General features: G+C 41.9%; 2 protein-coding genes. Both read right to left on the minus strand.

The genetic code is table 11. From position 1 onward, the window contains the following. Positions 1-182, minus strand: a 182-nt coding sequence (locus A3729_RS28150) for a hypothetical protein (RefSeq protein ID WP_156498192.1), incomplete at its 3' end; no start/stop codon positions are given. Positions 183-298: 116 nt separating this feature from the next. After that, positions 299-1,177, minus strand: a complete 879-nt coding sequence (locus A3729_RS28155; protein ID WP_068553716.1) for a class I SAM-dependent methyltransferase — start codon at positions 1,175-1,177, stop codon at positions 299-301. Positions 1,178-1,530 lie beyond the last annotated feature (353 nt).

The following is a 1,530-nucleotide window of genomic DNA, read 5'->3' on the forward strand; positions in this document are numbered from 1 at the left end:
GCTTCAATTGAATCATCATCTTTCAATGACAGCTCTTCAACTAGTTCAGGATGAGTGGCCGGAGCGTTGCGCGCATCCAGATGAGAAAGAATAAACTCTCGACTGGGAATAGGATTTTCGTATTTCTGCGCTTCGCGATCCTTATGAGGATCTTGCGTGGCTTTACTGGTCTTTTTTGTCATGTGTCCGCACTAAGAACTAATAATTGGGAAAATCACTGAACGCTAGTTAGCTTCAGATTCCCAAAAAGGGAACTGTCCGCTGCCGAACAGTTTAAATTTAGCGCAGAGTATAGCCTTTATAGAGCAATATGTAGATACATATTCACTTTTGCCGGGTCTTGAACAACATGCATTTGAGAGCGTTTAAGGCCGCAACAGGTCGCCAAGTATGTCATATGCGCTTCACTTCTGGGGTTTACATGCCAGTCAAGGAAGTCCATATAGGGCTGGCTAGCGTTATTAGTGCTCAAATTAGCAATGACGATTTCACTTCCCTTTCGCGTATGGCTCATTAGCTTTTCCAAGGTTAGCTTAAACGAGGCATCGTTCAAGTAATCAAATAACCCTTCTGACCAAATCAGGTCATACTTTTCATCGCTTTCAATATCTTGGACTCCGCCATGTGCAAAGCCAACCTGATCACTATACTTACGACACAGGATACTAGCGTAATCTAAAGCCTTCCAGGACTGATCAATGCATAAAAAAGACGAGTCGCTTTTATACTGCCCCAAGTAATCCGCGATAGAGCGGGAAGAACCTGAAGCGATATTTAGGACATTCATACCTTGCTGATGCTGTTCCGCAGCAGCCATTACGTCAACGAAGTAGCGCTGGCTATGTTGAAAGGCCGAAACAAAAGCCTGACTATTCCAGAACTGATCCCAGTTCCTTAAGTCTGTCTTGGGTGTAAGAAAGTGACCGTAAATACGTTCTAATAATTCAAAGTCGCCAGCATAGCCATTGGGTTTTCGATACGCCAAGCCTTGCATAGTATCGAAACTTAGCGCCTTGCCCATCAAGTCTTCTTTATAGTCTGGCCCATAGTAATTAAATTCTCCTCGGCTCTTTGCCTGATTAAAATCAACCAAAGCTTGTTTTAATGCTGGGTACTGATCAGGCTCTGGGCCACCAGCATTCACAAGATCCTGCAAATAAAGTACGGATGTATTCATACTTTNGACCTCACTAAGAAAGTAACAAATAAATGGTCATATCACTGCCCTGCTTCACAAACCTAAAGCAAATACGGACGAACATAGATACCTATGACCGTGAAATTCCTATATCTCTCCATTCTGAAGAAAAAAATTAGAACAAAAAAACCAATTTACAGAGATATAGACGGACAAAACGCAGAAATAGTCACAATTATTTTATTTTTCTTTTTTATTCAGACAGTTAGCTAGATGTCAGCCATGACATCTAGCTCTTTCGTAGGCAGAGGGTTCGCCCCTCAAAATTCGGAGCTCAGTAGAAGCCGGAGGTCATATTTAAAACATGCCTAATGTAATCAATAGTTTATGAT

Source organism: Oleiphilus sp. HI0043 (genome assembly GCF_001634935.1).